Source organism: Pusillimonas sp., from assembly GCF_044464525.1.
Classification (GTDB): domain Bacteria; phylum Pseudomonadota; class Gammaproteobacteria; order Burkholderiales; family Burkholderiaceae_B; genus Pusillimonas.
On record NZ_JBIQLE010000005.1, the window covers coordinates 87,855 to 112,525 of the forward strand.

At 59.8% G+C, this 24,671-nt stretch carries 21 protein-coding genes; 9 read left to right on the forward strand and 12 right to left on the reverse strand.

From position 1 onward, the window contains the following. Positions 1-10 precede the first annotated feature (10 nt). From ACIY1O_RS04415 to ACIY1O_RS04435, 5 genes are all read right to left on the reverse strand, one after another. Positions 11-961, reverse strand: coding sequence for a dihydroorotate dehydrogenase (locus tag ACIY1O_RS04415; RefSeq protein WP_397473871.1), 951 nt, complete (start codon positions 959-961; stop codon positions 11-13). Next, positions 954-1,805, reverse strand: a complete 852-nt coding sequence (locus tag ACIY1O_RS04420; RefSeq protein WP_397473872.1) for an iron-sulfur cluster-binding protein — start codon at positions 1,803-1,805, stop codon at positions 954-956. The genes ACIY1O_RS04415 and ACIY1O_RS04420 overlap by 8 nt, the downstream gene beginning before the upstream one ends. A gap of 53 nt (positions 1,806-1,858) precedes the next feature. Further along, positions 1,859-3,001, reverse strand: coding sequence for an MFS transporter (locus ACIY1O_RS04425; RefSeq protein WP_397473945.1), 1,143 nt, complete (start codon positions 2,999-3,001; stop codon positions 1,859-1,861). Between the two features lie 266 nt (positions 3,002-3,267). Continuing rightward, positions 3,268-3,435 carry a hypothetical protein gene (locus tag ACIY1O_RS04430; protein ID WP_397473873.1) on the reverse strand — a complete coding sequence of 56 codons (168 nt, stop codon included), beginning with the start codon at positions 3,433-3,435 and terminating at the stop codon, positions 3,268-3,270. Positions 3,436-3,560: 125 nt separating this feature from the next. Continuing rightward, complete coding sequence (locus tag ACIY1O_RS04435; protein ID WP_397473874.1) at positions 3,561-4,454, reverse strand: LysR family transcriptional regulator; 894 nt, start codon at positions 4,452-4,454, stop codon at positions 3,561-3,563. A gap of 117 nt (positions 4,455-4,571) precedes the next feature. Between ACIY1O_RS04435 and mdlC the strand changes: the two genes are divergently transcribed. From mdlC to ACIY1O_RS04450, 3 genes are all read left to right on the forward strand, one after another. Further along, the gene (gene mdlC, locus ACIY1O_RS04440) at positions 4,572-6,194 is read left to right on the forward strand and encodes a benzoylformate decarboxylase (RefSeq protein WP_397473875.1); all 1,623 of its coding nucleotides are present in this window, start codon (positions 4,572-4,574) and stop codon (positions 6,192-6,194) included. Positions 6,195-6,308: 114 nt separating this feature from the next. Next, on the forward strand, positions 6,309-7,316 hold the full coding sequence (locus tag ACIY1O_RS04445) for a Bug family tripartite tricarboxylate transporter substrate binding protein (protein ID WP_397473876.1): 1,008 nt from the start codon (positions 6,309-6,311) through the stop codon (positions 7,314-7,316). A gap of 318 nt (positions 7,317-7,634) precedes the next feature. Beyond that, entirely contained in the window at positions 7,635-9,086 is a 1,452-nt protein-coding gene (locus ACIY1O_RS04450) for an aldehyde dehydrogenase (RefSeq protein ID WP_397473877.1), read from the forward strand. A 64-nt stretch (positions 9,087-9,150) separates the two neighbouring features. On the opposite strand, the gene ilvD (ACIY1O_RS04455) is transcribed toward ACIY1O_RS04450, so the two are convergent. Together ilvD (ACIY1O_RS04455) and ACIY1O_RS04460 are read right to left on the reverse strand one after the other, a co-directional pair. Further along, positions 9,151-10,839 (reverse strand): dihydroxy-acid dehydratase, encoded by a 1,689-nt coding sequence (ilvD, locus tag ACIY1O_RS04455; protein ID WP_397473878.1) that lies wholly within the window; start codon positions 10,837-10,839, stop codon positions 9,151-9,153. 137 nt (positions 10,840-10,976) lie between these two features. Beyond that, positions 10,977-11,681 (reverse strand): GntR family transcriptional regulator, encoded by a 705-nt coding sequence (locus ACIY1O_RS04460; protein WP_397473879.1) that lies wholly within the window; start codon positions 11,679-11,681, stop codon positions 10,977-10,979. 204 nt (positions 11,682-11,885) lie between these two features. On the opposite strand from ACIY1O_RS04460, the gene ACIY1O_RS04465 reads away from it, so the two are divergent. The 3 genes from ACIY1O_RS04465 to ACIY1O_RS04475 all read left to right on the forward strand — a co-directional run bounded on the left by ACIY1O_RS04465 (position 11,886) and on the right by ACIY1O_RS04475 (position 14,508). After that, positions 11,886-12,746, forward strand: a complete 861-nt coding sequence (locus ACIY1O_RS04465) for a fumarylacetoacetate hydrolase family protein (protein ID WP_397473880.1) — start codon at positions 11,886-11,888, stop codon at positions 12,744-12,746. A gap of 20 nt (positions 12,747-12,766) precedes the next feature. Beyond that, entirely contained in the window at positions 12,767-13,315 is a 549-nt protein-coding gene (locus ACIY1O_RS04470; RefSeq protein WP_397473881.1) for a VOC family protein, read from the forward strand. 74 nt (positions 13,316-13,389) lie between these two features. Further along, positions 13,390-14,508 (forward strand): alcohol dehydrogenase catalytic domain-containing protein, encoded by a 1,119-nt coding sequence (locus tag ACIY1O_RS04475; protein WP_397473882.1) that lies wholly within the window; start codon positions 13,390-13,392, stop codon positions 14,506-14,508. Positions 14,509-14,600: 92 nt separating this feature from the next. Here the strand turns inward: ACIY1O_RS04475 and ACIY1O_RS04480 are convergent, their stop codons facing one another. Continuing rightward, the gene (locus tag ACIY1O_RS04480; RefSeq protein ID WP_397473883.1) at positions 14,601-15,188 is read right to left on the reverse strand and encodes a cupin domain-containing protein; all 588 of its coding nucleotides are present in this window, start codon (positions 15,186-15,188) and stop codon (positions 14,601-14,603) included. 167 nt (positions 15,189-15,355) lie between these two features. Between ACIY1O_RS04480 and ACIY1O_RS04485 the strand changes: the two genes are divergently transcribed. Continuing rightward, positions 15,356-15,934 (forward strand): amino acid synthesis family protein, encoded by a 579-nt coding sequence (locus tag ACIY1O_RS04485; RefSeq protein WP_397473884.1) that lies wholly within the window; start codon positions 15,356-15,358, stop codon positions 15,932-15,934. A gap of 41 nt (positions 15,935-15,975) precedes the next feature. Further along, positions 15,976-17,640, forward strand: coding sequence for a bifunctional 3-(3-hydroxy-phenyl)propionate/3-hydroxycinnamic acid hydroxylase (locus ACIY1O_RS04490; RefSeq protein ID WP_397473885.1), 1,665 nt, complete (start codon positions 15,976-15,978; stop codon positions 17,638-17,640). A gap of 56 nt (positions 17,641-17,696) precedes the next feature. On the opposite strand, the gene ACIY1O_RS04495 is transcribed toward ACIY1O_RS04490, so the two are convergent. From ACIY1O_RS04495 to ACIY1O_RS04510, 4 genes are all read right to left on the reverse strand, one after another. Next, entirely contained in the window at positions 17,697-18,581 is an 885-nt protein-coding gene (locus ACIY1O_RS04495; protein ID WP_397473886.1) for an AEC family transporter, read from the reverse strand. Positions 18,582-18,599: 18 nt separating this feature from the next. Next, positions 18,600-20,465: a dihydroxy-acid dehydratase gene (gene ilvD / locus ACIY1O_RS04500; RefSeq protein ID WP_397473887.1), complete on the reverse strand. Its 1,866-nt coding sequence runs from the start codon at positions 20,463-20,465 to the stop codon at positions 18,600-18,602. 145 nt (positions 20,466-20,610) lie between these two features. Further along, the gene (locus tag ACIY1O_RS04505; RefSeq protein WP_397473888.1) at positions 20,611-20,742 is read right to left on the reverse strand and encodes a putative transporter small subunit; all 132 of its coding nucleotides are present in this window, start codon (positions 20,740-20,742) and stop codon (positions 20,611-20,613) included. Positions 20,743-20,759: 17 nt separating this feature from the next. Then, entirely contained in the window at positions 20,760-22,490 is a 1,731-nt protein-coding gene (locus tag ACIY1O_RS04510; protein WP_397473889.1) for a sodium:solute symporter family protein, read from the reverse strand. Positions 22,491-23,087: 597 nt separating this feature from the next. On the opposite strand from ACIY1O_RS04510, the gene ACIY1O_RS04515 reads away from it, so the two are divergent. After that, a complete protein-coding gene (locus ACIY1O_RS04515; RefSeq protein ID WP_397473890.1) occupies positions 23,088-24,632 on the forward strand; it encodes a TerC family protein in 1,545 nt (514 codons plus the stop codon). Positions 24,633-24,671 lie beyond the last annotated feature (39 nt).

Consider the following 24,671-nt stretch of genomic DNA (forward strand, 5'->3'; position numbering starts at 1 on the left):
CAAGCGGCGGTTAGCCCGATTGTTGCGCGAAACGCAGCCAGCGATCGGTAAGCTGACGATCAAGCTTGACTTGGCCGGTAAGCTCGCTGATGGCTTCGACACCCATTTCGGCGCAATACGCGCTTAGGCCGTCGATGATTTTCTGCATGATGCCCGGATCGATGAAAGAGGCTGTGCCAACCTGCACGGCCGTCGCTCCGGCCAACATGAACTCTATGACATCCTCGGCGCAGTTGATGCCGCCACAACCAATGATGGGAATTCGCACGCTGCGATAGCATTGATGCACCATTCTCACCGCGATCGGCTTGATGGCCGGCCCGGACAGCCCTCCCATGACATTGCCCAGGCTGGGCTTGCGTGAACGCACGTCGATGGACATGCCCAACACCGTGTTCCCCATGACAATGCCGTCGGCGCCGGCCTCTTCGGCCGCCTTCGCCACCACGGCGACGTTGGACGCATTGGGCGTGAGCTTGGCCCAGAATCGATGATCGGTATTGCGGCGAATGGCGCTTACCGCCTTATAGGTGGTTTCAGGGTCCATGGCGAAAGCCATGCCGTCGGCCTCTAGGTTGGGACAAGAAATATTCGCCTCGATAACCGCCACTTCGGGCAGAGACATCTGGGCTACCGCTTGTGCGAACTCGTCAACCGTGTCGGCCGAAATGGACACGACCACGGGCGTGTCGAAGCGGGTATAGGGCGGCAAAACCTCGCGGCGATAATAATCCAGGCCCTTGCTGGGAATGCCGATGGAATTGAGCATGCCGCTGGGCGTCTCGGAGACGCGCGGCGTGGGGTTTCCCGCACGGCTTTTGGGGGAAACGCTTTTGATGACCAGGGCGCCCAAATTGTTGAAATCAAGCGCCTCGGCATATTCGATGGCGAAGCAACCCGACGCCGGCATTACCGGGTTGCGCAGGGTCAGGTCGCCCACCTTGACATTGAGCTTAGCCAAATTCCACCTCTCCCACCACGTCGCGTATGGAGAACACCGGTCCTTCGCGGCAAACTCGTAAAAACTGCTTGTCGCCTTCGGGCGTGTCGAACAAGCGCACGCATGACAAGCAAACACCCATTCCGCAAGCCATGCGCTGCTCCATCGCCACCTGGCCGATAAGGTCGGGGTGATCGGCAAGCAAGCGCTGAAGCAGCATCAAAAGGCGATGCGATCCACAGGTATAGACGGCGTCGTGACGACATTTGGCGAGTAAATCGCGTATCAGGGCCTCGACCGCCTCTACGTCGGAAGAGCCGTCGCTGTCGTAGACGCAGTGCACGTCGGCCTGGACGCCTCGCAAGAATTCGTCGCGCATCAGATCTTTGGGCGCCCGCGCCGACATAATGGCCGTGATGACAATGCCACGCTCTGCCGCCTTTTTCACCAGCGGCGCCATGGTGGCCAACCCCACTCCGCGCGCCACCACCATGATGCGTTCAAAGCCGTCATCAAGTCGAAACGTATTTCCCAAGGGGCCGACAATATCCATATGCCCGCCGGCAGGCAGCTCGGACACCGCGCGGGTTCCCAGCCCCGTCACGTTGTACAGAAACTCCAGCACGTCGGGTTCGGGCCCCATGCCATATACGCTCATGGGCCGCAGCAGGAAGGGCTGCAAATCGTCGCTGACCGGACACTTCAGTTGGTAGAACTGCCCCGCCCGCGTGGTTTGCCCCAGATTCGACGGCGTCCGCAATCGAAGGTATTTGTAGCGGTCGTTGACCCAGCGATGCTCGAGCACTTCGCAACGATGCGAAGCCACTTGCTCGGAATTACGTTGAAATCCCTCAGCCTGCTTCATCGATCCTCCCGCCGGGTTTGGCGGCCGCCGTGGCCGCCCTGCTGCCATGGACATTACTCAAGCTCCACGCCCTTGAGCTCGGGGATGAGGAAGATGGTTGCCAGCATGTCGATGACATAAATAGCGGCCAATAGCCCGATGGCCACGTGGAACGAATACGCCATGGCCAGAGCGCCGATTACAACGGGCCCAAAGCCGCCTATCCCCCGGCCGATATTGAACAGCACATTCTGTGCCGTGGCTCGCGCGGTGGTGGGATAGGCCTCGGAGATCAAAGCCCCGTAGCCGCCCAGCATGCCGTTGACGAAAACACCCATGACTGCGCCGGCCCACAACATGGTGGTGGGATCAGTAAGCGTCGAGTAATACAAGACCATGACCACCGCCCCGGCCTGGAACAGCAGGAAGCTGGGCTTGCGGCCGATGCGGTCGGCCAACTGGCCAAACACCCAGATGCCGATAGCCATGCCGACAATCGTGACGGACGTCCACATGGCGGACTTGGTCAAGCTGAAGCCCAGCTCGGTGGACAGGTAGCTGGGCATCCAGATCATGATGCCGAAGTAGCCGAAGTTCTGCACCCCACACAAAATAATGATGCCTATGCTGACCTTGGTGGTGGCGCGGTCTTTCACCAGCAACTTGAATGACCGGCCCAACGCGCCTTTTTCCTTGGCTTTACGTACAAAAACCTCGGGCTCATGAAGGCGGCTTCGGATATACCAGGCAACGAAAGCCGGAATTACGCCGACTATGAACATGCCCCGCCATCCAATGTGCGGAAGCAGCAGCGGTGTAAGCAGGGCGGCGCCCAGCACACCGGCCTGCCAGCCCAATGCCACGTATGAAGAAACCCGTGCGCGGTGCTTAGCCGGCCAGGCTTCGGCAGCCAGCGCCATGCCGATACCGAACTCGCCGCCCAGGCCCACACCGGCGATGGTGCGGTAGATGAGGAGATCCCAATAGCCCTGCGCAAATGCACATAAGCCGGTAAAGACAGCGAACAGCACGATGGTCCAGGTAAGCACCCGCACACGCCCGTAGTAGTCGCTAAGCGAACCAAAAATGATGCCGCCGGCCACGGCGCCGATCAGCGTCCATGTAACCAGCGAACCAGCCTGGCTAGGGCTCAGCACCAATTCGGCCGAAATGGCCGCCAGCATGAAGCCCAGGATGAGCAGATCGAAACCATCCATGGCATAGCCGACGGCGGAACCCGCCAGGGCTTTCCAGCCATAGCGGGTGACTTTGTCTTTGTCGACGACGGGGCTCGCCGTTTGGGTATGTGCTTGCACGGTGCGACTCCTGTATTGATTATTCCGCAAGGGAAGCATGCGCTTTATCGCACCCGCCCGGCGTCTAGATTTCGATATTAGTCTATTTATTGAGATTTATATATCAAAAAAAACCAGGGTAAACACTGATAATTCGATGTTTCCCTGGTTCAGCAGCGTCCTGATAATTAACCGAAGAGCTCTATCGCCTTGGTAATGACCGCGTAGACAATCGCCAGAAAGCCGATGCCCAAAAGCACCAGACCCAGATTGCGATCTCGAAGCCCGAAGCCGATGAACGTGACGATGATGCCCAACACGACAATCAACAACAAGGTGGTATTGTGGAAAAACACAGTATTGCTCCATCCGGCTATTTGAAGTGGGAATCGTACCAAGCCATGAGAGACGAGTCTTGATTTCGCTCAAGCCCTAGTCAGTTGCCGGCGCCACAGAAGCAGCCACGGAACGCCCGGCTGGCTCAGTCGGCAAAAACCTCGACCACCAAGTCGCGGAACCATTGAATGGCAGGGTCGGATTCGAAGCGTTTGCTCCAGTGCAAAGACACCGTGAAGTCGCGCAAAGGAAACGCCGGTTCGATGATGGCGTAAGGCCCCTCTTGAGCGAATGCCCGCGCAATATTGCGCGGCATGACCACGCCAAGGTCGGTGGCGCGCACTATCGAAGGCAGCACGGTGAAATGTTCGGTGGTCAGACGCAACCGATCTTCAAGGCCCAGCAAATGCAGGATACGCAATGTTTCGCGATGAGTGCGCACCGCCACGAACTCCAGTTCGCGAAGCTCTTCAACCGCGACTTCGCTGCGGCCTTGCAAAAACGGGTTGCCGCTGCGCAGCAGCACGATATACCGGTCTTCGAACAGCTTGCTGCGGCGCGTCTCTCGTACTTGCGGAAGAAAGCCGAATGCGAAATCCAGCCGGGCATTATCCAGCGCCTCGGTGATTTCAGCCGCAGCGACGGGCCGGGTGTCGACCCGCACGCCCGGGGCGCGCTCACGCAACGCCACCAGCAGGTCGGGTAGAAAGCGCCCCTCACCGATGTCGCTCATATGAATATGGAAGACGCGACGCGATTGCATCGGGTCAAAGGAGGCCGCCTCGGTAAGGGCGCGCTCGAGACCGCCCAGCGATTGCCGTACCGCCACGGCCAGGCGATCGGCGCGCGGGGTGGGCCGCACGCCCGCGGCATGGCGTACAAACAAGGGGTCTTCAAGCACAGCGCGCAAACGCGCGAGCCCCTGGCTGGCTGCGGGCTGGCTGACATCCAGCGACTCGGCGGCGCGGCTGACGTTGCGCGTGCGGTAAATTGCATCGAACAGGCGCAGCAGGTTCAGGTCGATTTCTTTGATATTCATATATCTAATAACGTTTATTACTTTTATCTTATTGGATTATGACGTTGCGCGCCACATAATCATTAGAATAGCCGGGCCTTCGCCCTCCCTTCGCAACATTGCTTCAAGGATCTCCACATGTCTGGCCAGCCGTCCCCTCTTCCCGTCAACCTTGCACACCACGATCAGCGACCCACAGTGCGCGACGCGGTCATCGACCTGTTGCGTTCGCTGGGAATGACCACCATCTTTGGCAACCCGGGTTCCACCGAATTGGCGCTATTCCTCGATTTCCCAGACGATTTCAGCTATCAGCTCGGCCTGCAAGAGGCCGTGGTCGTGGGCATGGCCGACGGCTACGCCCAGGCCACCCGCAAGGCCGCCTTCGTCAATCTGCACTCGGCGGCCGGGGTGGGCAACGCCATGGGCGCCATCTTCACGGCATACAAGAATGCCACGCCCCTGGTGATTTCGGCCGGCCAGCAGGCGCGCTCCATCTTGCCCTATGACCCCTTCCTGTCATCGGCCGACGCCACGCATCTGCCCATGCCTTACGTCAAGTACAGCGTCGAGCCGGCTCGAGCCGAAGACGTGCCGCAAGCCATTGCGCGCGCCTACTACATGGCCACCCAGGAACCTTGCGGCCCCGTCATGGTGTCCATCCCCGCCGACGACTGGAACAGGCCAAGCGAGGGCTTCGTGCAAGCCCGCACCGTCAGTACCACCAGTCTGCCGCAACCCGGCATCTTGGCCGAAGTGGCACAACTGCTCAACACCTGCGAGCGACCCGCGCTGGTCGTTGGCACCGGCGTCGACCGCAACGACGCCTGGGAAGCCACCGTCCAGCTTGCCGAGCGCCACAACGCCCGTGTCTGGATCGCCCCGATGTCGGCTCGCTGCGGCTTTCCCGGAGACCACCCGCTCTTCGCCGGCTATCTGTCGGCCGAGCGTGAAAAAATCGTAGGCGCCCTGGGGGGCCACGACGGCATCGTGGTCATCGGCGCGCCGGCCTTTACCTATCATGTCGAAGGCGAAGGCCCCCATTTGCCTGAAAACGCCAGGCTGGCGCAAATTATCGACGACCCCGCCATCGCCGCGTGGGCGCCGGTCGGCACCGCCATGGTGTGTGGCATCAAGGCCGGGGTAACGGCATTGCTGCAAGCCTCGGAGCCGGCCAAGCGCCCTGCGCCCGAACCGCGCCAAAAAGCGCCGCGCGCCGAACCCTCCATCCCCATGTCGGTGGCCTATATGCTGCAAACGCTCGACGAAGTGCGCGACCCGGGCACAATCATCGTCGAAGAGTCGCCCAGCGCACGGCCGGTCATGCACCGCTACATGCCCATCTACCAAAGTGAAACCTTCTACACCATGGCCAGCGGCGGCCTCGGCTTCGGCATGGCCGCCACTGTAGGCGTCGCGCTGGGTAAGCCAGGCCGGCGCATCATCGGGCTGGTCGGCGACGGCTCCAGCATGTATTCGATTCAAGCGCTCTGGAACGCCGTACAACTCCAGCTTCCCATCACCTTCATCATAATCAACAACCAGCGCTACGCGGCGCTGCAAGAGTTCGCCCACACCTTCGGCTTTAAAGAGGGCGACTACCTGCATGGCTCCGACCTGCCCGGGTTAGATTTCGTAGCGCTGGCCAATGGGCACGGCTGCCCTGCGGTACGCGTGGAAGACCCGGCCGAACTGGCCGACACCTTGAAAAGCGCGCTTCAGTCCGAAGGGCCCATCCTGGTCGAGGTGCGGGTAGCCTGACACGAGGCGTCCCACAAGGAACTGACACCCTTTTGGCGTGCGCCTACGGAAACAACGACAAACCAAGCAATACGACTTGAAGTTGAAGCACTCTATAACCACAGGGAGACAAACATGAACATCAATTCATCACCACGCCGGCGCACGCTGCTCGGACGCGGCATGGCGCTGGCCGCCATGACCACTGCCCTTCTCGCCCTTAGCCCCCTCACAGCATCCGCCCAGCAATGGCCCGAAAAACCCGTTACCGTCATCGTCAATTTCCCGGCCGGGGGCGCGGCTGACAGAATCGCACGGGCCATTACCCAGCCCCTTGGCGACGCGCTGGGCCAATCGTTCGTCGTCGAGAACAAGGGCGGCGCGGGTGGCAACATCGGAGGCGATGCAGCCGCTAAATCCAAGCCTGACGGCTACACCTTCTTGATGTCCTCCGGCGGCATGGTGTCAGTCAACCCCCAAATCTACGACAACATGACCTTCGACCCCATGAAGGACCTGGTCCCCGTTGCCGCCGCCGCGCGCGTGCTGGTGTTCCTCGAAACCACGCCCGAGGTGCCCGTCAAAAATATCCAGGAATTTATCGACTACCTTAAGAAAAACCCCGGCAAGCTCAACTACGGCTCGCCTGGCAACGGCTCGTCGCCCCACCTGGCCGGCGAACTCTTCAAAGAGCTGGCCGATGTTGACGCTGTACATATTCCGTACCGCGGCGCCGCGCCGGCAATGCGCGACCTTCTGGGCGGGCAGATCGACTTCATGTTCGACCCCGGCATTGGCCTGTCCAGCGTCGAGGCCGGCAAACTCAATCTCCTGGCCATCGGCAGCATGAAACGCTCCAGCCGCTTTCCCGACATACCCACCCTTGATGAAGCCGGCCTGACCAACTTCGACGCTGACACCTATTTCGGCTTTTACGCCCCCGCCGGCACACCGCCCGAAATAATCCAGAAAATGAACACCGAGATCAACAAGATCGTGAAGTCCGAAAAATTCAAGGAAACCTTGTCTGCCATAGGCGCCGAGCCAGAGCCGATGACACCCGACGAATTCCATCAGAAGGCCGTCGATGACGCCGAACGCTTTGGAAAACTGATCCGCGATCGCAACATCATGAGCAGCTAACCCCGCATCCGGGCATATCCCGCCCCGAAGGCCGTCGGGCCTCGCGGCGGGCGCCCGTCGCGGCACGCCCGCACACATCACTTTTGCCTACACTTGCCGCCGCCATCGGCCTGCCTTGTTCATTCAGTTCGCTGAAATCCACCGCACCATGAGTTATGCTTTGATTATTGCCTGACACCAGCCAAAAGCACGCAGCCGCCAAAGATCGCGTCTTGCGTGGCGGGGCGCGTGCTTCGACCTCGGTTCGTCCCCGACGTTTCGTAAAAACATCCGGGTACGCCCCCTTCCAAGAAACCATATAAGCCCTGGAGAGAAAAAATGTCTTCGATTTCCCTGCTCATCAATGGCCAGAAAAAGGCGGCCGGCAACGGCGCCACCTTCGAGCGCCGCAATCCCCTGGACGGCAAGGTGGCCACCACCGCACCGGCCGCCACGGCCGAAGACGCGGTCGCCGCTGTCGAAGCGGCCTCCAAGGCTTTCCCGGCTTGGGCCGCCATGGGTCCCACCGAGCGTCGCGCTCTTCTCATCAAGGCGGGCCAGGCGCTGAAGGCCAAAGAAAAAGAATTCATCGAGGCGGTCGCCAACGAAACCGGCGCCTCTGCGATGTGGGCATCGTTCAACGTGCAGCTCGCCTCAAACATGCTGGTCGAGGCAGGCTCGCTCACCACGCAAATCCACGGCGAAATCATCCCCTCCGACGTGCCGGGCAGCCTTTCGATGGGCGTGCGTCAACCGGCCGGCGTGGTGCTGGGCATGGCACCCTGGAACGCGCCCGTCATTCTGGGCGTACGCGCCGTCGCGACGCCTTTGGCTTGCGGCAATACCGTCGTTCTCAAGGGCTCGGAAATCTGCCCGGCCACCCACGGCCTCATCATCGAAGCGCTGAGCGAAGCGGGCTTGCCCGAAGGCGTGGTCAACTTCATCACCAACGCCCCTGAAGACGCCGGTGAAGTCGTCGAGGCCATGATCGCCCACCCCGCCGTGCGCCGCGTCAACTTCACCGGTTCCACTCGTGTCGGAAAGATCATCGCCAGCACTTGCGCCAAATACCTCAAGCCAGTCGTGCTCGAGCTGGGCGGCAAGGCTCCACTGGTCGTTCTCGACGATGCCGACATCGATGAAGCAGTCAACGGCGCGGCCTTCGGCGCGTTCGCCAATTCCGGCCAAATCTGCATGTCCACCGAGCGCATCATCGTCGACGAAAAAATCGCTGATGAATTCGTTGCGCGTCTTACCGAGAAAGCCAAGAACCTGCCCCTGGGCGACCCGCGCGAAGGCCCCGTGGTTCTGGGCTCGGTGGTCGATATGGCCACGGTCGAGCGCTGCAACGACATGATCGACGACGCCCTGGCCAAGGGCGGCAAGTTGCTGTGCGGCGGCAAGGCTGAAAACACGCTGATGCCCGCGACACTCATCGACAATGTCACGCCCGACATGAAAATCTACAGCAACGAATCGTTCGCCCCGGTCAAGGGTATTGTCCGCGTCAATGGCGTGGAAGAAGCCATCGCGGTTGCAAACGACAACGACTATGGTCTTTCAGCCGCCGTATTTGGCAAGGACACGGCACGGGCTTGGCAAGTCGCCTCACGCATCCAGTCGGGCATCTGCCATGTGAACGGCCCCACCGTGCACGATGAGGCGCAAATGCCCTTCGGTGGTGTCAAGGGCAGTGGCTACGGCCGCTTTGGCGGTAACGCCGGTATCAACGAGTTCACCGAACTGCGTTGGGTGTCCATCCAGACCACACCCCGCCACTACCCGTTCTAAGCCTGTACAGCGCCGGCCTTGGCAAGGACTTGGCAAGGATGCAGCGAAGGTTCCAAACCTCAGTTTAGAACCGATCGAGCACGGCTCCGGTGCTGGCGCTGGAGCAGTTCTGCGCAAACTTCGCCTGCACCCCTCGCGTATAGCGAGGCGCAGGCGCGGTCCAGCGCTCGCGACGGCGCTCAAGCTCGTCGTCGGGCACGTTAAGCTGCAGCAACTGCTGATGAGCGTCGATGGTAATTGTGTCGCCCTCTTCAACCAGGGCAATACACCCGCCCACCGCAGCTTCAGGCGCCACATGTCCTACCACCATGCCCCAGGTTCCGCCCGAGAAGCGCCCATCGGTGACAAGGCCCACAGACTCGCCCAAACCCTCGCCGATAAGGGCGCTGGTCGGCGCCAGCATTTCGGGCATGCCTGGCCCGCCCTTGGGTCCGAGATAGCGCAGCACCATGACGTCGCCGGCCTTGATCTTGCCCGCCAAAATGGCCGCAAGCGCCGATTGCTCGTCGTCGAAGACCCGCGCCGGACCGGTCATGACCGGCGTTTTCAGGCCAGTGATCTTGGCCACGCAACCTTCGGTGGACAAATTGCCCTTGAGAATGGCCAGGTGCCCCTCGGCGTACAAGGCCTTGTCCAGCGTTCGAATTACCTCTTGATCGGTTGAGGGCTCGGAGGGCAGGCCTTCGAGCTGCTCGGCAATGGTCTGCCCGGTAATTGTCATGCAGTCGCCATGCAGCAGGCCGGCATCAAGCAGCAGCTTCATCACCATGGGCACGCCGCCGGCCCGGTGGAAATCAACCGCCAGGAAACGCCCGCTGGGCTTCAGGTCGCAAATTACCGGCACCTTTTTCCGTACGCGCTCAAAGTCGTCGATAGACCATTCGACCTCTGCGGCATGGGCAATGGCCAGGAAGTGCAGCACCGCATTGGTGGACCCACCAATAGCCATGATGACGCTGACCGCATTCTCGATCGATTTGCGCGTGACGATGTCGCGCGGCTTGATGTCGTTCTTGATGGCTTGCAACAGCACCCGCGCCGACTCGGCCGTGGAAACGGCTTTTTCGTCGTGGACATTGGCCATGGTGGAGGAATACGGCAAGCTCATGCCCATGGCTTCAAAGGCCGAGCTCATGGTGTTGGCGGTATACATGCCGCCGCAGGAACCCGGCCCGGGTATGGCATGCAGCTCTATGCGCTTGAGCTCTTTATCGCTAAGCCGGCCGGCGGCGTTTTCGCCCACGGCCTCGAAGACGCTGACGATGTTCAGGTCTTTGCCGTCGAGCCTGCCCGGAAGGATTGTGCCGCCGTACACATAAATACCCGGGACATTGGCGCGCAGCATCCCCATGATGCCGCCCGGCATGTTCTTATCACAGCCGCCAATTACCAGCACGCCGTCCATCCACTGGCCCTGCACGCAGGTCTCGACACAATCGGCAATTACCTCGCGCGACACAAGCGAATACTTCATGCCTTCGGTGCCCATGGCCATGGCGTCGGAAATGGTGGGCGTACCGAACACCTGCGGGTTGCCGCCCTCGGCCGCAATGGCTGCTACGGCCGCGTCGGCCAGCTTTTGCAGGCCGCTATTGCATGGGGTGATGGTGCTGTGCCCATTGGCGACGCCCACCATGGGCTTGGAGAAATCCTCTTCGGTATAGCCCAGCGCGTAGAACATGGACCGGTTGGGCGCGCGCTCGGCCCCTTGGGTGATGTTCGAGGAACGCAGGCGGCGTTTTTCTTGTGGCATGGCGAGCTCCGGGGTGCAAAAAATCAGGTCTCAACGGCGAATGGCAAGTGCAAGCACACGCTATCGTACCGCTGATTGACGACCTTGCACCTAGAAACAACATTGCCCGTGCTGACATGCCCGGCGTACGGCAGGCGTTAGGCTGTTTTCTTCTGGTTGCTTGCATTCATGAATTGCGCGCTTTCAAGTACACCGCGCTCGGTGCCGACTATATGCTTGCGCAACAAGGTGACCGCCGTGCGTTTGTCACGCTCTAAAACTGCCTTCATGAGTTGCTGGTGTTCTTGATTTTTCTTTCGGCTGACAGTGCGAAACCGGGCCGAATAACGGCGGTAGCGCTCGGCGTTGTCGGACAACTGCTCGATGAGATTGAGCATGAGGGGCGACTGGCACGCGGCATAGAGCGCCATATGGAATGCGCGATGGCGCTCGGACCAAGCCTCGTCCAGCGCAATGGGGCCCTCGGCCAGGCGCTGCTCGGCCAGGCGTAAGCTGTGAGCCGCAGCGACAATGCCTTCTTCCCATTGGTCGTCGCCATTGTCGATGGCGGCGCGCAAGGCATCGGTTTCGATCAGCAAACGAACGCGCGTTAAATCAACAATGCCTTCGCTGGTGATAGGCGCCACACGAAAACCACGATTTTCAATCGAACGAACAAAACCCTGCTCGGCCAGCCGGGCTAAAGCCTCGCGCACCGGGCTGCTGCTGAAGCCATATCGCGTACTGATGTCGTCGACGCGAAGCCGCTCGTCTGGGACGAACTCGCATCTGACTATCGCACGACGCAGTGCGCGGTATGCCTGCTCGCTGACAGGGAAGTTCGTAGTGTTTTCTAGTGACATCGCGTTGTGACCCACTGATCAAGTAATACATTGTTGATACGATTTTAGTTGAACCCACACAATTCAGCTCTCAAACCTAGGGTTTTCCTGCATAACGTTTTCCCGCGTGCCTAAACTATCATTTTATGCATAAAATCTAAGTACTGATATTATTCAGCATTACTGCACAGTAAAAGTACTGTGCGAGCACCATGGAGAACACACGTGAAATTATTGTCTTTTCTGAGAGACGGAACGGAAACCTGGGGCGCGGTCCTTGACGACGGTGTAGTCGATCTGGGCAAAACCACCCAGTACGCTAGCTTAGCCGAATTCATCGGCAGCGCCGACTACGCCCGTCGCGACGAACTTGTCGCGGGCAAGAAAGCCGATCTCCCCCTTGAAGGCCTGCACTACCTGCCTGTCATTACGAAGCCGGAAAAGATCGTTTGCGCCGTGCGCAACTACATGGACCACCACCAAGAGGTATTGGCCGCAGGCATGCAGCGCGAGCTGTCCGACTTTCCGCCTATCTTCCTGCGCGTCTGGCGCTCGCAGATCGGCCACGACCAGCCCATCATCCGCCCGCGCGTGTCCGAAACCCTCGACTGGGAAGGCGAGATCGCCGTCATCATCGGCAAAGAAGGCCGCGACATCCCCGAAGAGCAGGCCTACGACCATGTGGCCGGATACGCCGTCTACAACGACGCCAGCGTGCGCGAATGGCAGTTCCATGCCAAGCAGATCGCCTCGGGCAAGAACTTCGAGGGAACGGGCGCCTTCGGCCCCTGGATGGTCACGGCCGACGAAATCGACCCCAAGCGCGAGCTCAAGCTCGAAACCCGTCTCAACGGCGAAGTCGTGCAATCCAGCCACAGCGGCTACATGATCTTCTCGATCCCGCGCCTGATCAGCTACGCCTCGACCATCTTCACGCTGGTTCCCGGCGACGTCATCGTCACGGGCACGCCCGGCGGCGTGGGCTTCAGCCGCAAGCCTTCGCGCTACATGAAAGCCGGCGACGTGGTCGAAGTCGAAATCGAAGCCTTGGGCGTGCTGCGCAACCCAATCGAAAACCAGAAATAAGCAACGCAAAAGGAATCACCATGGCAGAAGAAGGCTTTACTCCCGCCTTGTCCCACTTCGGGATATCGGTGTTCGACATCGAACTCATGAAAAACTTCTACACGAAAGTTTTCGGGTTCAAGGTCAACGACGAAGGTCCGGGCGTTACCTTCAATTTCCGCCTGGTGTTCCTCAGCAGTCGGCCAGACGTGCACCATGAGTTGGTCCTTGCCGAAAATCGTCCGGCCGACTGCTCTTTCAGTACTGTGATGCAGCTTTCGTTCAAGGTTCAAACCCTTGACCAATTGCGCTCGGTTCGCAAGACCGCACTTGATAACGGCGCACAGAAAATGCGCGGCCTCAATCACGGCAACGCGCTTTCCATCTATTTCAGCGACCCCGAAAACAACACCATCGAAGTCTATCTGGATACTCCGTGGTATGTGCCTCAGCCGCACGGCGACCCGCTGGATCTCAACTTACCCGATGACGAGATCTGGAAGCAGACCGAAGCGGCGGTACGAAAGGATCCGGGCTTCATGCTCGAAGCAGATAGACAAAAGCAATTCAGCAGCCGAGCGCCAAGCTGAAGCAAGAATCATCGACCCAAATGACAGGAACAGGGAAAAGGCTCGCACCGGCGAAACCCTGAAGGAGACACCACATGGCTTTACCCAGCACAATGAAAGCGGCCCGCATGCACGATGTGGGCAGCCCCATGCAAATCGAAGACGTTCCACTGCCCACGCTCAACTCCAACGACGTGCTCGTGCGCGTGCGCTCTTGCGGCATTGTGCCCAACCTGGGCAACGTGCTTCAACACTGGACCACCTGGTTCCCCGAGCGCCCGCTGCCGCCGCTTCCAGCCATCTTCGGCCTGGATCCGGCGGGCGAGATCGCGGCGGTGGGGTCGCAGGTGCATGCCTGGAAGCCGGGCGACCGGGTCTACGTCAACCCGGGCCGCTTCTGCGGCGGCTGCCGCGCCTGCCGCGACGGAGAGCACAACCACTGCGAGTACTACACCTTCAACGGCTACTTCGGCTTTACCGAAAAGTCGCTGAAGATCTTTGAAAACTATCCCTACGGCGGCCTGGGCGAATACATGAGCGCCCCGCAATACTCGCTGGTGGGCCTGCCCGACAATGTCAGTTTCGATGAGGGCGCCCGCCTGGGCTACCTGGGAACCGCCTACGCCGGCATGCGCAAGGCCAACGTCGGGCCAGGCAAAACAGTGATGATCAGCGGAGCCAGCGGCACGCTGGGGCTTGGCGCAGTATTGCTGGCGCTGGCCATGGGCGTTACACGCATCCTGGGTGTGGCGCGCAATCAAGAACTGCTCGACCGCGTGAAGGCGCTTGCACCCGAGCGCATCGAGGTCAAATCCACCAACGACGCCGAAAGCGTCGAAGACTGGGCGAACCGACTTACAAAAGACGAAGGCATCGACATCTACGTCGACTGCATTGGCCCTGGCGGCGGCCATGAACTCTTGCTTTCCGGTATGCGGGTGCTGAAACGAGGCGGCCGCGCTGTGAACATCGGAGCCATCGCCGGTGACGTGCCCATCGACCTGCACACCACCATGGACCTAAACCACCGCATTATCGGCTCTTGCTGGTTCACCGCCGGCGAAGGTCAGGACATGGCCGACATGGCCGGCGCCGGCACGCTCAACATGGGTGCATTCGAACATGTGGGCGCGCCGCTGGCGGACATCAACGCAGCCATTTCGGGCATCGAAAACCGAAACGGCGGCTTCAGCAACTTCGTCATCCATCCTTGAGCACAGCTTATGCGCGCCAGCGTAAAAAGTGTGCCTTAAGAGGATATAAAAAGGAAGCAGCCGTTCAAAGACGGCTGCTTGTTCATTTGAAATCAAGCCTCGCGCTGGGCTCCGATCAAGACGAACAGCATCGTTACCGACGCATTGCCTTTATTGCGCCATCCGTGACGTGCGCCATTCTGAATGACGATATCGTGTTTCTTCAAGTGAACTTCTTCTCCTGCCAGGTCGAGCCAGATTTCGCCTTCCAGAACCACGCCGTAGTCGACCGTGTCGGTGGTGTGCATGGCCGGGTCTTCGGGCTCGAAGGTTTGCGCCAGGCCCGGCACTTTGCGGCCCACCTCTTCGCCAAAGGCCGCGCCATCGAAACCAGGCTGGCCCATCTGGCTGTCGGGCGGGAAGTTGACGATCATGAAGCTGGTTCCGCCCACTGGCGGAAGAAAATTACTGACTGTGGGAACTGGGTCATGCGCCAACTCGTGCGAGCCCACCTTTGGCGCCGACGGAGTCTGCCACATCAGAGTATTGGAAAAATCGGGGTGGTTCTCGTACCGCGTGCAGTGACGTTCGTCGCTAAGCACAGTGGGCTTGCCATTTTTACTGCCGACAACAACTCGACGGAATTCTTTGGGGCCAAGCGCCTGTGCAAGGTTAGTCGACGCTGCTGGGATTGACGTCATGAATGAGTCTCCGTTTTCTGGATGGTTTTCAAGAAAGAGTTTTTATGCGTATTTTTATAAATTATGTATATTTTGAAAGAATCCAGCCATCCATGAAAACCCTTCATCTCCCTGCCTAACCGGCTCATCACTCCTTTGCTGAAAATTTACTTTACCAAGGTATGAACATGTCGCTCATCGAAATCCGAAAACGCAGCCTCAACATCGAGACCACCTATCACGAAGGTGGCCCAGCCGCCGATACTCCCGTCAAGATTGCCGCGGCGGCGGCGGTCATTCGCAACCCCTATGCGGGAAAATATCAAGAAGACCTGATGCCCTTCATGGCGGAACTGCGCGAACTGGGAGCCACACTTGCCGCTGAGCTGATCGACACTCTCGGCGCGGCGAACATCGAGGTCTACAGCAAGGCAGCCATCGTCGGCGTGAACGGAGAAATCGAGCACGGCGCCGTGTGGCACGAAGCGGGCGGGTGGGCGTTGCGCGCCGCACTGGGCGAACCCAAGGCTATGGTGCCGTCGGCCAAGGCGGTCGCCACCGCCGGCTTTCGCCTGATCGTGCCGCTGCACTACATCCATGCCTCCTATGTGCGCAGCCATTACACGGTGGGCGAAGTAGGCATCCAGGATGCGCCGCGCCCCAACGAGATTCTGTTCGCGCTTCTGGCCGGCACCGGAGGCCGCATCCATGCAAGGCTGGGCGGGTTGAGCAAAGAACAAGTCAGCGTGCACGACGGCCAGCGATAACGGCCGCCGCGTCGATCTCCTTCCAAAAAACAATCACGCCCATGAAACGATACGACGTCCTGATAGCGGGTCTGGGGCCCACCGGCATCACACTCGCTGCGCTGCTGGCACAGCGCGGCCTCAGGGTCGCGGCGTTCGACAAACTGCCCGGCCTCTATCCGCTACCCCGCGCCATCGGCCTCGACCACGAAGCCATGCGTCTGCTGCAGCAACTGGGCTTGGCCGAAGCAATCGCGCCCCATGTCGCGCCATATCGACCCAGCGAGTACCGCGGTATGGACGGCGATCTGATTCGCCGGCTGGATGCCGCGCCCGCTCCCTACCCGCTGGGCTGGGCGCCCAACTATGTCTTCAACCAGCCCGCGCTGGAACACGCGTTGCGCGACCATGTCGCCAACGAATCCGACGCGCTGATTCAAACCAACTGCGAGATAACGGACTTCGGCCAGGATGATCAAGGAGTCTGGGTACAAGCCAGCGCGGTTGGCGGCGGGCAAAAGCAACGTTTCGAGGCCTCGTACCTGATCGCCTGCGATGGGGGCTCAAGTCCTATCCGCAAGCGTCTGGGCATCGCCTTCGAAGACCTGGGCTTTGACGAAGCGTGGCTGGTCGTAGACTCGATTGTGCCTGACGACAAGTTGGCCGATCTTCCCCAGACCCAGGTTCAATATTGTGACCCAGTCAGGCCGGCCACCTTTGTTGTCGGCCCGGGCAACCATCGCCGCTGGGAGATCATGCTTCAGCCGGGAGACAGCACGGTCACGCCCTTTCCCGAAGACGAGATCTGGAAGCTGCTCGATCGCTGGGTGAAGCCAGGCGAGATCACACTCTGGCGCTCGGCGGCTTACCGCTTTCATGGCCTGGTCGCCACGCAGTGGCGCGATAGACGCATCCTGCTGGCGGGCGATGCCGCTCACATGACGCCGCCCTTCATGGCACAAGGCATGATGCAAGGCCTCAGAGATGCGCTGAATCTTTCCTGGAAACTGGCCCGTGTGCTTTGCAACGAAGCCGACGACACGCTGCTGGACAGCTACGAACAAGAACGCCGCCCGCACACGGTGGCCACAACCCGCGCCGCCATAGAGCTGGGACGCATCATTTGCGAACGCGACCCCGCCAAGGCGGCCGAACGCGACACAAGCCTGCGTGAAAAATATAAGGGTGAAACCACCATCAGGCAAAACATGATCCCCAACCTTGACGCGGGACTGCTCGATACCACCCCAGGACACGGCCAATTATTTCCGCAGCCGCATTTGGCTGCCCCGGTGCCAGGCGTCTTGCTGGACGACCTGACCGGACCGGCATTTCTCTTGGTCGCGCTGCATCAGCCTGCGGCCGCCGAACAGGCCGAGTTGCTCACGGCCCTCAGGCCACTGCGCGGCGTGCTGGTTCATTTGGGTAGCAGCCAGGCTGGCTCTGGCAATAATGCCAAAGCCCCGTCCAAGGTCAGCTCTGACTGCCAGGCCAACACCGCCCTAAGCGAGACCGAGTTGAAACAGGAAGAGTCCACCGATGGCATTGTTCTGGGCATTGTGGAAGCCGGTGCGGTCATCGAGCCGTGGATGCGATCACTGGGCGTTGGCTATGCAGTAGTGCGACCCGACCATTACGTGTACGGCACAGCCCTGAACGTAGACGATGCGCTGGCGTTGCTGCATCACCTCGCCGGCCAACTACGCCGCTTCAAGCCGGCTCACTAAGCTGCTACTTGCCCGACGCCCACACTTTCTGCCGGCGTCGGGCCGGCGGCAGCGCCTTACCACCACGCCAATGTCGCCCATACCACCACGGGTATGGTCACAAGCGCCATCACATTACCCAATAGCACCACGCTGGCGACCACGCGCGGATCGGCGCGATACTGCTCGCAAAGCAAGTAATTGAGTACGGCCGGCGGCAGCATGGCCGACAACACAACAAGGCGGCTCCATTCCGGCGTAAGCGGCAACATCCATAAGACGATGGGCACAGTGACCGCACCGGCCAACAGATAAAGCACATTGATACGCAGGGCGAGGCCCAACTGTTCAATGCGGTCCTGCGAAAGCCGCACCCCCAGTGAAAATAGCATCAGCGGGATGGCGAGCTGTCCCAGCATTTCCACAAACGTGGACACAAAGCCTGGGAAGCTTTGTCGGTACGGCGCCAATATCAAGCCTAGCACCGCCGCCCAGATATTGGGGTTGCGCAACCACAGCCAACGATTGCTGGTGCGAGACAACAGGAAAATACCCAGCGAAAAGTGCAGCAGGCTCGACAGCACGAACAGCACGACGATGTCGCCAAGCAGATGCTGGCCATATGCCAACATCATCAGGGGAATGCCGACGTTACCGGTATTGCGGAACATCCCCGAGACGAGGAAGGCGCGGCGAACCAGACCAGGTCGCGGAACTAGCGCCAGCAGAAGCCCCGGAACGACAATGATCAAGACGCCCGCGGCCACCAGGGGCCAGCTATGTGCCAGGTCGACGGGGTTGTCGAGCAGAGCCGAGAACACCAACGCCGGGCAGAACACCATCACGTTGGCGTGATTGATGAAAGCCATGTCAGGCGCACGCGCCTGCAGTCTGCCGAACGCATAGCCCAGGGCGGCCACGGCCGCCACGGGCAAGACGATGTTCAGCAGCGTGAGCAGCATGCCCGGACCGGCCTGGTCTTAACGTTTGCGCAGTTGACTGACATCGCGCACAGCGCCCCGGTCGGCCGAGGTGGCCAATGCCGCATAGGCTTGCAAGGCCTGCGAAACATAACGCTCGCGATCAACCGGCTGCCAGGCCTTGTCGCCGCGCGCCTCCATGGCTGCCCGTCGGTCGGCCAGTTCTTCATCGCTGATCGCCAGATGTATGCGGCGGTTGGGGATGTCGATCTCGATGGTATCGCCATCATTGACCAGGCCAATATTGCCGCCTTCGGCCGCCTCGGGCGAGGCGTGACCAATGACCAGGCCGGAAGAGCCGCCCGAGAATCGGCCGTCGGTAAGCAGCGCAGAACTTGCACCCAGCCCCTTCGATTTCAGGTAAGAGGTGGGATAAAGCATTTCCTGCATGCCAGGGCCGCCCTTGGGACCTTCGTAGCGGATGATGACTACGTGCCCCGCCTTCACCTCGTCGCCAAGAATTCCCTCTACGGCCGTATCCTGGCTTTCGTAGACTCGGGCCGTGCCGGTAAAGGTAAGTATGCTGTCATCCACCCCCGCCGTCTTCACGATGCAGCCATTAGGCGCCAGGTTGCCGTATAGCACAGCCAGGCCGCCGTCCTGCGAATAAGCGTGTTCGCGCGAACGTACGCAACCGCCCTTGCGATCAAGGTCGAGGGTATCGAAATATTTATCTTGGCTAAAAGCCACCTGGGTGGGCACGCCCCCCGGAGCCGCCTTGTAGAAATCGAGAACTTCCTGGGAGGCATGCCCGCTATTGATGTCCCACTGATCGATGGCCTGGCGCAACGTGCCCGCATGGACGTTGCCCACGTCCAAATTCAGCAAGCCCGCGCGAGCGAGTTCGCCCAGAATGGCGAATATGCCACCGGCACGGTGCACGTCTTCCATGTGGTATTTGTCGGTAGCCGGCGCCACCTTGCTCAAGCAAGGCACATGACGCGAAATGCGGTCGATGTCGGACATTGTGAAATCGACCTCGGCTTCTTGGGCCGCCGCCAGCAAGTGCAGCACGGTGTTGGTCGACCCGCCCATGGCCACGTCGAGAGTCATGGCGTTTTCGAAGGCCTGTACCGTGGCGATGTTGCGCGGCAAAACAGAAGCGTCGTCCTGCTCGTAGTAGCGCTTGCACAGATCAACCACAAGCTTGCCCGCGTTCTCGAACAGCGTCTTGCGCCGTGCGTGGGTAGCCAGCAACGAACCATTGCCCGGCAAGGCCAGGCCCAGGGCTTCGGTAAGACAGTTCATGGAGTTTGCAGTGAACATGCCCGAACACGAGCCGCAGGTAGGGCAAGCGCTGCGCTCAATAGTCTGCACTTCGGCATCGCTTACCTGTGCGTCGGCCGCCTTGACCATGGCATCGACCAGGTCAAGCTTCATCAATATTTTTTTGGTGCCGGCCTCGACAACCTTGCCGGCCTCCATGGGCCCGCCCGACACGAAGACCACGGGTATATTGAGGCGCATGGCGGCCATCAGCATGCCCGGAGTGATTTTGTCGCAGTTGGAGATGCACACCATGGCGTCGGCACAATGCGCATTGACCATGTACTCGACCGAATCTGCAATAAGCTCGCGCGAAGGCAACGAGTACAGCATGCCGCTGTGGCCCATGGCGATGCCGTCATCGACGGCAATGGTGTTGAATTCTTTGGCAACGCCGCCCGCCGCCTCGATCTGACGCGCCACGAGCTGGCCCATGTCTTTGAGGTGGACGTGTCCCGGCACGAACTGTGTAAAGGAGTTGACCACGGCAATGATGGGTTTGCTGAAGTCGTCGTCTTTCATGCCGGTGGCGCGCCAAAGCGCGCGGGCGCCGGCCATGTTGCGGCCGTGGGTTGAAGTGCGGGAACGATATTGCGGCATCTGAAGCCTCTAAGCAAGTTGCGGGTTGCCGTTGCGTGGACACAGGCTGGGCCGGTAATCGGCAAGCAGAAATTCGCCAACCACCGGCCCAGCAAGGGGCGCACGTAACAAAAACTAGGGTGACCCCAAGTTTACCAAGTTACATTCACACCATTTCATCGCCGCTGCGGCGGGCCGCGCGCAAGTCGCGGATAAGGGCGACGACCAGCATTATCAGGATTCCGGCCGAGATGACCGGCCAGATCAGGATGTAGGCGCTTAAAGCGAATATATTCATAACTGCTCTCCTTTGGCTCAAATAGATTGAGTGGTCATCTTGTCTGAAGGCTTGCGCACAGAGTCTTTCTGACGACCCGGCTTACCAGATGGCTTTCCTGCGGAAGCGGGTACTGCATCGTATTGAAACGCCACCACTCTTTCGTTGAGCAGATCAAAATCGAAACGCTCGTTCGACCGAAGGCTGACCGCCACGCACACAATAGCGCTGACGCCGTACGAGGTGAGCGAGCTTAGCAGCACCACGTAATCCCTCATGAAGCCGACGCTGAACGGAGCCAGTACCACCATGGTCAGACCGCCAAGCACCAGACCGGCTGTCTTGCCAAGGAAGCCAAAGGCCATCAGGCCGATGACAATGCCGCCGCCAACCGAAGCCAGCAGCTCGAACAGCACGGCCGGCGCACCATCCAATGGAACCAGTTCGAATCGCAGCAGCGTGAACAGCACCACTGCGCAGATAACGGCGCTGGTAAAAGCCTTATTTGTGATGCGGTTCCAGTAGAAGCTCATGATCACGGGAAAGACGATGGCGCCCCACAGCGCGCCGACGAACACCAGCATCACCAGGATGTCCATGCGCAAGCTGGCGAAAACCACCCCCAGCATGGTTGCGACAATCATCGTCATGCGGCCCCAGAACAGCATGCGCTTCGGGTCGGGCCTGCCCTTGGCCAGGTTCTTGCCATAGATGTCGGTCATCACGATTGCCGACAACGCAGACAGATCGGAATCAGCCGTGGACGACAACGAACCCACCACCAGGATGAAAAACAGGCCGATGGCGAAGGGCGGCAGATAGGCCGAAGCCATTTGCGGAATGATGTTGTTGAGGTTGCCGTCAACCGGATCGAGTCCGATGAACAATGCAAGCAAGCCCAGCATTCCCAATCCGATAACGATGGCGCCATAGCCTACCGTGGCCGCAATGAAGGTTGGTTTGATCAGGTCTTCGCGCACTGCAAACAGGCGCTGCGCAATTGTCTGGTTGCCGATGGCGTACGCCAATACGGCGACCAGGTACGGCGCGCCCTGGTTCAAGAAGGCCTCCGAAGAAAAAAACGTTGCCTGTTGAGCGGTAAGCGTCGACATATTGGCCGCCAGCATCTCGGTGCCGCCGACATTGAAGAAGATGATCGGAATGATCACCACGGCAGACAGGATCATGGCCGCAAGCTGCGCAAAGTCGGTCATGACCGAAGCGCGAAAGCCGGACCAGATGGTATACGACAGCACGCCTGCTCCGGCAATCAGGACACCCTGCACGAAGCTCAATGGGCTAAGTATCGACACCAGGGCGCCCGCGGCAGTGAAGTTGACCATAAGGCTGATACAGCTTCCGACCAGGTTGGACGCAGCCATGATCAGCTGGCTGGATTTTCCGTGGCGCGCATGCATCACCTCAGCCAAGGTGTGAGCTTTCGGAGCAAGCTGCCGAAAACGCCGACCGAAGGGGTAGATGAACAAGATCATCAGCGCCCCCCAAAGCCCGTAGTGGATCGGGCCAGAGATGCCATATCGGTAACCCGCGCTGGCGCTTGCGTAAAATGACGCCGCCCAGATCCAGGTGGCGATCATGCTTGCCGCCGATAGCCCGAAGCCGATGGCGTTGTTGGAGACCATGTAGCCGTCAACGTTCTCATTCTTCTGCCTGATGGTCAGCGACATCAGAAAGGTAACCGCATAAAAGCCCACCAGCAGCAATACGGCTGTCAGCCCGGATAACTGAAATAACTCTGTGTCCTGCATGAAACAAGATCCTTTTATGATTAATTCTTTATGGACGACCCAACGCAAGGGCCGGCACGCTGGCGCCGTAACATCCATAGGGCTCGTCGTGGACGGCCATAACATCATTGAACGCGCACGCATGTAACGCGCGCGGCACAAGGCGCCGTGCGTTGCACGTTTCCGCTATATTGAGTACTTGTTCGTACTTTGACCGTACGTGATTCGTACGTTTGTGCGGTTCGAAGAACCGTTGAAATCAACCCATAGGGCCGAGCCACCGCGTGATGGCATTTGACAGGGTCTTGCGAAACTCGCGAAATTAGACCCGGGTAATAGCGTTCAAGCGACATAAGCCGCCCAACGACCAAGCAGCAAGTATAGGGCAAGGCAGGCGTTATGTCTACTTAAAGAGACGTACACGCTCGTTTTTGTAAGGTCGCAGTCGTAAGCCGCAGTTCGACTATACTGGCAGGCCCGCTATTCTCCGCGCCCGCATGAGACGAACTTTCGTCCTCGCCCACATACATCCGGCATTGCCTCCGGTACCCGGCCTGTCCGCCCGCGACCATGCCCGGCCCATGGCGCTTTCCGCCCTCCCACTTCTTTCGAATCCCCATGGAACTGCTATTTGATCCCCACATCTGGATCGGGCTGCTGACGCTAGTCGTGCTTGAGATTGTCCTGGGAATCGACAACCTGATCTTCATCGCCATCCTGGCCGAAAAGCTGCCGCCGGCGCAACGCGACAAGGCGCGAGTCGTCGGCCTTTCGCTGGCGCTGTTCATGCGGCTGGGCCTGCTGTCCATCGTTTCCTGGCTGGTAACGCTCACCGCCCCGCTGTTCTTCGTCGGGGACCACGGCTTTTCGGGTCGCGACCTGATCTTGTTTCTAGGCGGTCTCTTCCTGCTCTTCAAGGCTACTACTGAATTGCACGAACGGCTCGAAGGCAAGACTCACACTCACACCAAATCCAAGGTGTATGCGGGCTTCGGCGTTGTGATCGCACAGATTGTTGTGCTGGACATGGTGTTTTCGCTGGATGCCGTCATTACCGCCGTCGGCATGGTGGACGAACTGCCGGTGATGATGGCCGCCGTGATCATTTCCATCGGCATCATGCTGTGGGCCTCTAAGCCCTTGACCAAGTTCGTCAGCGCCCACCCGACCGTGGTGGTGCTGTGCTTGAGCTTTCTTCTGATGATCGGCCTGAGTCTTACCGCAGAAGGTTTGGGCTTCAAGATTCCCAAAGGCTATTTGTATGCCGCCATCGGGTTTTCGATCTTGATCGAGTTCTTCAACCAGGTGGCGCGCCGCAGCATGCTTCGCAATGAGGCGCGGCTACCTCTGCGCGACCGTACGGCAGAGGCTGTGCTTCGCATACTTGGCGGCAACCGGACCGAATCGGAAACCGCAGGCGAAGGCTCAAATGCGGACGAAGGGCACGAGCCCGCCTTCGGCGCTGAAGAGCGCAATATGGTCAGCGGTGTGCTGACGCTGGGCGAGCGCACGGTTTGGTCGATTATGACGCCGCGTTCCGACATCTCGTGGGTCGACATCGAAGACGACCCGCAGGACACCATCAAGATGTTGCGCGAAACACCGCACAGCTTTTTCCCCGTGGGCCGCGGCGACCTGGATACGCTTCTGGGCGTGGTTCGCGCCAAAGATCTGCTGGCGGAGCTGCTGGACACTGGACGGCTCACCATCAAGCCTTGGCTGCGCCAGCCTATCGTCGTCAGTGAACTGGCCGGTGTCATCAAGACGATGGAGACGCTGCGCGGCTCGCGCGGGCAGCTTGCACTGGTTGCAGACGAGTACGGCACGATACAAGGCCTTGTGACCCCAATCGACATTCTGGAAGCGATCGCCGGCGAGTTTCCGGACGAGGACGAACAGCCGGCCATTCAAAGGCTGGAGGAAGGGCATTGGCGCATCTCGGGTTCGGCCGACCTGCATCACCTGGAGCAAGAACTGGGAAGCACCGGCCTGGTCGATGACGAACTTGATGTGTCCTCTATTGCGGGGCTGGTGCAAGCGCATCTGGATAGCCAGCCGCAAATCGGTTCACGCGTGACGATCGACGCCTTCGCCTTTGAAGTGACCGAATTGCAAGGCCGGCGCATCACCATACTGGACGTTCGGCGCGTCGAACCGTCGTAACCCGCGTGAAGCAAGGGATATCACCGATGCGCATCTGTC

Bases quoted from the DNA above. Each gene is read 5' to 3' on its own strand.
- ACIY1O_RS04480 (WP_397473883.1), bottom strand. From the start codon at position 15,188: ATGACGTCAATCCCAGCAGCGTCGACTAACCTTGCACAGGCGCTTGGC.
- ACIY1O_RS04510 (WP_397473889.1), bottom strand. From the start codon at position 22,490: ATGCAGGACACAGAGTTATTTCAGTTATCCGGGCTGACAGCCGTATTG.
- ACIY1O_RS04485 (WP_397473884.1), top strand. From the start codon at position 15,356: ATGTCGCTCATCGAAATCCGAAAACGCAGCCTCAACATCGAGACCACC.
- ACIY1O_RS04445 (WP_397473876.1), top strand. From the start codon at position 6,309: ATGAACATCAATTCATCACCACGCCGGCGCACGCTGCTCGGACGCGGC.
- ACIY1O_RS04495 (WP_397473886.1), bottom strand. From the start codon at position 18,581: ATGCTGCTCACGCTGCTGAACATCGTCTTGCCCGTGGCGGCCGTGGCC.
- ACIY1O_RS04505 (WP_397473888.1), bottom strand. From the start codon at position 20,742: ATGAATATATTCGCTTTAAGCGCCTACATCCTGATCTGGCCGGTCATC.
- ACIY1O_RS04475 (WP_397473882.1), top strand. From the start codon at position 13,390: ATGGCTTTACCCAGCACAATGAAAGCGGCCCGCATGCACGATGTGGGC.
- ACIY1O_RS04435 (WP_397473874.1), bottom strand. From the start codon at position 4,454: ATGAATATCAAAGAAATCGACCTGAACCTGCTGCGCCTGTTCGATGCA.
- ACIY1O_RS04515 (WP_397473890.1), top strand. From the start codon at position 23,088: ATGGAACTGCTATTTGATCCCCACATCTGGATCGGGCTGCTGACGCTA.
- ACIY1O_RS04450 (WP_397473877.1), top strand. From the start codon at position 7,635: ATGTCTTCGATTTCCCTGCTCATCAATGGCCAGAAAAAGGCGGCCGGC.
- ACIY1O_RS04420 (WP_397473872.1), bottom strand. From the start codon at position 1,805: ATGAAGCAGGCTGAGGGATTTCAACGTAATTCCGAGCAAGTGGCTTCG.
- ilvD (WP_397473887.1), bottom strand. From the start codon at position 20,465: ATGCCGCAATATCGTTCCCGCACTTCAACCCACGGCCGCAACATGGCC.
- mdlC (WP_397473875.1), top strand. From the start codon at position 4,572: ATGTCTGGCCAGCCGTCCCCTCTTCCCGTCAACCTTGCACACCACGAT.
- ACIY1O_RS04425 (WP_397473945.1), bottom strand. From the start codon at position 3,001: ATGGATGGTTTCGATCTGCTCATCCTGGGCTTCATGCTGGCGGCCATT.
- ACIY1O_RS04460 (WP_397473879.1), bottom strand. From the start codon at position 11,681: ATGTCACTAGAAAACACTACGAACTTCCCTGTCAGCGAGCAGGCATAC.
- ilvD (WP_397473878.1), bottom strand. From the start codon at position 10,839: ATGCCACAAGAAAAACGCCGCCTGCGTTCCTCGAACATCACCCAAGGG.
- ACIY1O_RS04470 (WP_397473881.1), top strand. From the start codon at position 12,767: ATGGCAGAAGAAGGCTTTACTCCCGCCTTGTCCCACTTCGGGATATCG.
- ACIY1O_RS04490 (WP_397473885.1), top strand. From the start codon at position 15,976: ATGAAACGATACGACGTCCTGATAGCGGGTCTGGGGCCCACCGGCATC.